Below are 7,015 nucleotides of genomic sequence, written 5' to 3'. Positions count from 1 at the left end.
GAACTACGGCAGATAAGAGCGGTTCAAAACTCCAAAGAAAAAGGCATGGATATACATTCCATACCTTTAGGTAAGCAAAAGGTTCTTGGTAAAAAAACTAAAACATACTTAACCGATAATTTCTTGATAAAAGTTCCAAGAGTTTAATTCCCGCCACACTGTTACCTTTTTCATCCAGCGCAGGACCGAATATACCGATTCCAAATTTACCTGGAACCGCGCCCATAATCCCGCCCGATACCCCGCTTTTCGCCGGAATACCGATTTTGATGGCGAATTCTCCGGAGGCATTATACATTCCGCAAGTAACCATAAAGGTTTTGCAGATTCGTGCTACATCTTCAGGCATAATCCTTCTCCCGTTAAGAGGATCGATACCGTCCATGGCAAAAATCATCCCAATTCGACCTAAATCCAAACAGTTCATTTCAATTGCACACTGTTTTGTATATAAATCCAATAATGCGTCGACATCCTCTGTGATGATATGATGCTGCTTAAGAAAATAACATAAAGCGCGATTTAAGTCCGCTGTTTCGAATTCGGAATGAGCCACTTGCTCACAATATCCAATGGAGGAGTCATCGGCCAATTCCCGAATAAATTCTAATAATCGATGAAACCGATCCGCTGTAGAATCCCCTTTGATCATATGCGTCACCACAAGTGCTCCTGCATTGATCATGGGGTTTAACGGTTTTGCGGGAGCCATTGTTTCCAATTTGGCAATTGAATTAAAAGGGTCTCCTGTTGGTTCCATACCCACTCGTTCAAATACATACTGAAATCCTCTTTCCATTAAAACAAGGGCTAAACTTATCACCTTTGAGATACTTTGAAGCGTAATCTTTTTATCAACATCGCCTGCCGATATACATCTTCCATCGGGAAAATGAATCGCAATGGACAAATCATCCCGATTTGCTTTTCCTAGCTCCGGTATATAGTCTGCAACCTTGCCACCTTTTGTATATCGTTTTGCTTCTTCCACTAATAGCTTTAATTCGCTACTTGATTGACATGGCATTTTTATCACCCATAGTAGTATGAGCCTATGATATCAGCATCATTCATCATTCATCATCAACACTAGACATTACTTGAAACACTAAGGAAAGTCTGTAAAACATAATTAGAATAATAAACAATTGTTTAATAATGAACAAATCGATGTAATTTAACAATTGTATGAATCATAGATCTGTTTATAATAAGGTAATAGACATACATAAACTAGTTTTAACATTGTTTCTGGTGTACGCAGGCAAAACCCAATGGGATTGTTACTGGTCACTCAGGCAGACCCTAAATTACGGAAATAGAGGTTTTTTAAAATCTCTATCATTGTGGTTTAGGTTTTTTTTATGGTGAGAATCTGATAGAACACTCACATTGCCAAGCATTCGGTTCAAATAGATGATTTTACGGATAATTTAGAAATTAGTGTTTAAAGCTTTTTTCTTGAAAAAAGTGCTCAATTACTCTATTATATTTCTTTGTTAATTAATTTTTAAATAGTGTATATATTGTTTGATAAAAAGGCTCGTGGGAATATCACAATTATAAAAATGAACTTTTTATAATTGTTATTAAAAATCGATTCACCTATACAATCCATACCGGCCAATCGAAAGGGGAATTAGAGATGTTAGAAGTTATGGAAAAATCGAAGGAATTGAAAGCAGAGCAACTAGATGTCCTTGATCAATTGTTAAAGCCAGAGGTTCAGGAATCTTTAACTACTTTAGTGGAGCAGCTTCCAAAATTGACCGAACTTGTGAATGTTTTAACAAAATCGTATGACTTCGCTCAGTCTGTTGCAACGGACGAAATATTAAAAAGCGATACAATCGGTGCCATTACAGAGATTGTTGAACCTATTAAAGATACAGTGAAAAGTGTGGCTGCAACTGCTATTGAAGCAAAAGATCGTGCAGAGGAAAGTAATGAAGTGTTTGGTTTATTTGGACTTTTGAAAATGATTAAAGATCCTCAAGCTCAAAAGCTTTTCCGTTTCGTTAATGCATACCTTGAAGTTTCCGCAGAACGTTCAGCAAAATAATTATTTAATACATCCATAGAGACGGGGGAGAGACCATGTCAAAAAAAGTTGTCATCTTAGGTGCCGGTTATGGCGGACTATTAGCTGCAATGAATATTCGTAAATATTTAAATAAAGATCAAGCACAAGTTACTGTGATTAATCAGTATCCTACACACCAAATTATTACAGAGCTTCACCGATTGGCTGCAGGAAGTGTAGCAGAACAAGCTGTTGCGATGCCTTTAGCGAAGCTTTTCAAAGGAAAAGATATTGATCTTAAAATCGCAAAGGTTGAATCTTTCTCAGCAGATCAAAAAGAAGTAAAACTATCAGATGGATCTTCTTTATCCTATGATGCGCTAGTCGTAGCATTGGGAAGCAAAACTGCTTACTTCGGTATCCCTGGATTAGAGGAAAACAGCATGGTGTTAAAATCAGCTGATGATGCTAATAATATCTATCAACATATCGAAGACCGAATTGCTGATTATGGCAAAACTAAAAATGAAGCTGATGCAACAATCCTAATTGGCGGCGGCGGTTTAACCGGCGTTGAGTTGGTAGGAGAAATCGCGGATATGATGCCTAAACTTGCGAGAAGCTATGGCGTGAATCCTAAAGAAGTTAAGCTGCTGCTAGTAGAAGCAGGGCCTAAGATCTTACCAGTGTTACCAGCTCCATTAATCGAACGCGCAACTGCAAGTCTAGAAGCTCGTGGTGTTCAGTTCTTAACAGGTCTTCCGGTAACAAACGTAGACGGAAATGTCATTGATTTGAAAGATGGACAAAAGATTACCGCTAATACGTTTGTTTGGACTGGCGGCGTACAAGGTAATCCACTAGTCGGTCAATCAGGCCTTGATGTGGATCGTGGACGCGCAACCGTTAATGAATATCTTCAATCTACTTCACATAAAGACGTATTTGTTGTCGGTGACAGTGCGGTTGTTTTTGGAGAAGATGGACGCCCATTACCGCCTACTGCCCAAATCGCTTGGCAAATGGGAGAGCAAACAGGCTACAATGTATTTGCTTTCTTGGAAAACAAATCATTTAAAGAGTTTACTCAAGTTAACTCTGGAACACTAGCAAGCTTGGGACGTAAAGATGCAGTTGCTTCCATTGGTGCTAACTCTATCCCGCTTAAAGGACTTCCAGCTTCGTTAATGAAAGAAGCTAGTAATGTTCGATATTTATCACATATTAAAGCATTGTATAGTTTAGCTTATTAATTCTATTGGTTTTAACGTTTTGTACGTAGGACGTTATCTCTATCTTTCGATAATATTCTCTTTAGTGAGATTAGGCATATTTAAAGTAAAACCACAGCGTACCATTAAACGCTGTGGTTTTATTATTATTTATAAAATAATTTAAAAATATTGTCACGTACCTACGATCGTGTTACTATTAGATGAAATTAAATCCTTTAAATTGGTCCAGAGAGGCCAAAAAGGCAAAAGTAAACTTTATATATATTTTTATGTATATAATGCCCTTTTGTCCATTGGATAAAAGGGTTTTTATTTTGCCGACTATCTTTTAATCAAAGTCCCGTGAGGCTTGAAAGGAGAACGACAAAAATGGATTATCGTAAAAAAACAGTAGTTGCATCAGTAGCAGGTTTAACACTAGAGGGTATGGATATTATGTTTATCTCCTTTGCAATGTCAATGATTATTGCCCAGTTTCATATTGACATGGTATCTGGGGGTCTTATTTCCTCAATCACAAACATAGGAATGCTTGCTGGGGGAATGATTTTCGGTATTTTAGCAGATAAATTCGGGAGAGTCCGAGTCTTTACTTATACGATTCTACTATTTGCGATTGGAACAGCGTTAACAGGGCTGGCTCAAAATATTGAACAAGTCTACCTCTTTCGATTTATTGCAGGTTTAGGTGCAGGTGGAGAATATGGGATTGGTATGGCGCTTGTGGCGGAAGCCTGGCCAAAAGATAAGCAGGGGCGCGCTTCTTCCTACGTCAGTATCGGTGCTCAATATGGTGTGATCCTAGCCGCACTTCTTAGTGCCATGATCCTTCCTGCCTGGGGATGGAGAGGATTGTTTTTCGTCGGTTTGGTTCCGGTTATATTCGCTTTTATCGTAAGAAGGAAATTAAACGAATCGCCAGTTTGGGTCGAGTCGCAAAAGCAAAAACAACTTCTGCCTCGGCATGGGAAATTAAAGCAATTGTTTGCTACTCCTAGAACTTCATTCACCACGATTGCGTTAGCAATCATGGCTACTGTTCAAATTGCTGGTTATAATGGGTTAATGATTTGGCTGCCATCGATGCTTCAACAATCCCAAGGATTATCCGTATCCAATTCGGCCCTTTGGACGATTAGTACAGCTGTGGGGATGATTGCCGGAATGTTGACATTTGGCCAATTTATCGATCGATTCGGAATGAAGCGGTCATATGGAATTTTCCTTGCTGCTTCTGCTATAGCAGTGTTCTTATATTCCTATGCATCAGGAAGTGCAGGTCTTTTAATCGGTGGTGCGCTTGTCGGATTTTTCTCGAATGGAATGTTTGCCGGATATGGTACCTTAATCAGTAATTATTATCCAGTTGAAGTTCGCAGCACAGCAACCAATACGATTTTTAACTTTGGCAGAGCATTGGGCGGATTATCTCCTATTTTAGTGGGTTACATTCTGCAGCATACGAATGTTACGGTCGCAATGGGCTATCTTGCCGTACTTTACTGCATCTCCTTTATCGCCATGATTAGTTTGAGAAAAGGAAAAGCTATGAAAAAACAACTCTCAGTATTTTCTAAAGCTGAGACCTTTTAAGAAAAAAACCCAAGTGAATGGACTTCACTTGGGTTTTTTGTCTAGTTTGGAGATAATAATAATGCGCATTAAAGTTGAATTAGCTATTTAGAAAGAAGTGAAAAGCATGAAAGAAATCCCCTCGATATCTTCATCCATCATTAAACAGGCTTTATCAGTTAATAAGAAGCCGTTCCCATGGTTAAAGGCATTTTCTGCAGGGGTAGCTGCGTCTTTGCCCATTTTAATTGGTTTATTATTAGGCAATTTCAAATATGGGTTGATTGCTGGGATGGGTGGATTTACATATCTTTACGTGTTTAATATTCCTTATGCTCAAAGGGCTAAAAAAATATTTTTTGTCTTAGTTGCTTTGTCTTTACTAACTGCGCTAGGGACAATTGCTGCCCCATATTCAATGGCGATCGCCATTTTAATGGGCATGATTGGGGCCGGAGCCATCTTCATTTTTGGAGCGTTAAGAATTACAGGTCCTTCGGCCATTTTTTTTGTTTTGGTTTTTTCCATGACGACAGGAATGCCTGTTCAACCCGAACAAGCCTTTTTTCGAGCAGGACTTGTTTTCCTTGGTGGGAGTCTATCGTGGATCATTGCGATGCTAGGTTATTTTTTTGACCCGCATGGTCCAGAAAAGGGTGTAATGAAAAGGACCTTAATCGAGCTAGCAACATTTCTTGATTCTGTCGGAACTGAACGTTTTAACGAGTCGAGACATCGTGTCATGTCAGTCTTGAAAGAGGCCGAAGAAACACTTGCTTCGGGTTATATCTCCTGGAAACAAACAGACTTTTTTAAAAGATTGAATGTATTAAATAGTTCGGCGCAAACGATATTCACGTACATACTTGAACATTATTCCGAACATCCTGTCAAGTTACCTCCTGAATTAGGGCATTCGCTTCGGAAAATGACTTTATCGTTAGACACTAAATGGAAAGGGCATTATACTGATCAGAAAATTTTGCAGCCCGATGTAATGGATGATCAAAGTGCTTACTTGTTTAAAATCATCTATGATGCAGATGCAATCTTTAACGAACCCGCTTCTAAAATTAATAAGGTAGTTGAATTCTCAAAGCCCTCCACAAAGACCGTACTTGGGGGTGCATTTGACAAAAACTCAATTATTTTTATTACAGCTTTAAGGTTTGGTATTGTTACAGCAATAGCCGCCATGATCGCTTTTCAGTTTGGGTTTGTGCGGTCGTATTGGGTACCGTTATCTTGTGTAGCTGTCATGTCTGGATTCTCGATTATGGCTACCTTTCATCGTGCTATACAAAGAGGAATTGGTACATTGCTAGGGATTTTAATCGCAAGTGTCATACTATCCTTTCATCCGAGTGGTTATTTAATCGCTTTGCTTGTTTTATTATTAACGTTTATAACAGAGCTGTTTATTGTGAAAAATTATGGATTAGCCGCACTGTTTTTTACACCTAACGCTTTACTTATGGCTGAAAGTACCAGCTTGGGGAATTTTAACTTTACCTATTTTGCTACCGCAAGAATCATTGACGTATTAATCGGCAGTATCATTGGTCTCTTAGGAGTTTGGTTGGTAGGGAGGAGATCGGCCTCTAGTCGTATTCCCCATCTGGTTTCTAAAACGATTCGGAGTCAAGCGCAATTGTTAGTTATTCTGTTCTCTGACCAAGGAAAAGGGTTTAAGGCAAGAGAAAGCAGAGAGTTAAACAAGATGACAACGAATATCTTTAATTTAAAAACCCTTTATAATACAGCTTTAGGTGAAATTCCTGCTGATCGCGAAGCTTTGGATTATTACTGGACTGTGGTATTCTCTGTTGAACATTTAGGCTATTTATTGGAAGATTGTGCTAAAACAAGTACACGGCGGCCCCTTTCTGATGAGCTACTTGCCCAATTGCTTTATGTTTGTGAAACAATGGCTATCGCTGCAGAACTGAAAATAGCGCCAACAATGAGAAAAGTGCCTGAAATAGAAGCATTTCCAAGCATACAAAATGAGATTGTCAATTTACAAAAAGGACTACAAAAAAGTGACTAGTAGTTTTAAAAAAATAGTGCAAAACAAAGGCTTATCTTTCGAGATGGGTCTTTGTTTTATTTTATGGAATTTTCTGTGAGCTTATCTTACCAATTTTGATACAACTTTCGATTCATTCAGTAGAATACAATCAAT

Annotated in this window: 5 protein-coding genes; 4 read left to right on the top strand and 1 reads right to left on the bottom strand. The window is 38.5% G+C overall.

Annotation, left to right across the window (positions count from 1 at the left end; translation table 11 throughout):
- Positions 1 to 97: 97 nt before the first annotated feature.
- Complete coding sequence (gene glsA, locus V7077_RS24505; RefSeq protein WP_335506800.1) at positions 98 to 1,027, bottom strand: glutaminase A; 930 nt, start codon at positions 1,025 to 1,027, stop codon at positions 98 to 100.
- A gap of 618 nt (positions 1,028 to 1,645) precedes the next feature.
- On the opposite strand from glsA, the gene V7077_RS24500 reads away from it, so the two are divergent.
- The 4 genes from V7077_RS24500 (at position 1,646) to V7077_RS24485 (ending at position 6,880) form a co-directional block, all read left to right on the top strand.
- Positions 1,646 to 2,062, top strand: coding sequence for a DUF1641 domain-containing protein (locus tag V7077_RS24500; protein WP_335506798.1), 417 nt, complete (start codon positions 1,646 to 1,648; stop codon positions 2,060 to 2,062).
- Between the two features lie 35 nt (positions 2,063 to 2,097).
- Positions 2,098 to 3,276: an NAD(P)/FAD-dependent oxidoreductase gene (locus tag V7077_RS24495; RefSeq protein WP_335506796.1), complete on the top strand. Its 1,179-nt coding sequence runs from the start codon at positions 2,098 to 2,100 to the stop codon at positions 3,274 to 3,276.
- Positions 3,277 to 3,627: 351 nt separating this feature from the next.
- Positions 3,628 to 4,851 (top strand): MFS transporter, encoded by a 1,224-nt coding sequence (locus tag V7077_RS24490; RefSeq protein WP_335506794.1) that lies wholly within the window; start codon positions 3,628 to 3,630, stop codon positions 4,849 to 4,851.
- A 106-nt stretch (positions 4,852 to 4,957) separates the two neighbouring features.
- Entirely contained in the window at positions 4,958 to 6,880 is a 1,923-nt protein-coding gene (locus V7077_RS24485; RefSeq protein ID WP_335506792.1) for an FUSC family protein, read from the top strand.
- Positions 6,881 to 7,015 lie beyond the last annotated feature (135 nt).

This window comes from Neobacillus vireti (assembly GCF_036962465.1).
Lineage (GTDB): Bacteria > Bacillota > Bacilli > Bacillales > Cytobacillaceae > Neobacillus > Neobacillus vireti_B.
This window is presented reverse-complemented; position numbering and strand designations above follow the sequence as displayed.

Coding starts and splice junctions, on each gene's coding strand:
- glsA (WP_335506800.1), bottom strand. CDS start 1,027: ATGCCATGTCAATCAAGTAGCGAATTAAAGCTATTAGTGGAAGAAGCA.
- V7077_RS24500 (WP_335506798.1), top strand. CDS start 1,646: ATGTTAGAAGTTATGGAAAAATCGAAGGAATTGAAAGCAGAGCAACTA.
- V7077_RS24495 (WP_335506796.1), top strand. CDS start 2,098: ATGTCAAAAAAAGTTGTCATCTTAGGTGCCGGTTATGGCGGACTATTA.
- V7077_RS24490 (WP_335506794.1), top strand. CDS start 3,628: ATGGATTATCGTAAAAAAACAGTAGTTGCATCAGTAGCAGGTTTAACA.
- V7077_RS24485 (WP_335506792.1), top strand. CDS start 4,958: ATGAAAGAAATCCCCTCGATATCTTCATCCATCATTAAACAGGCTTTA.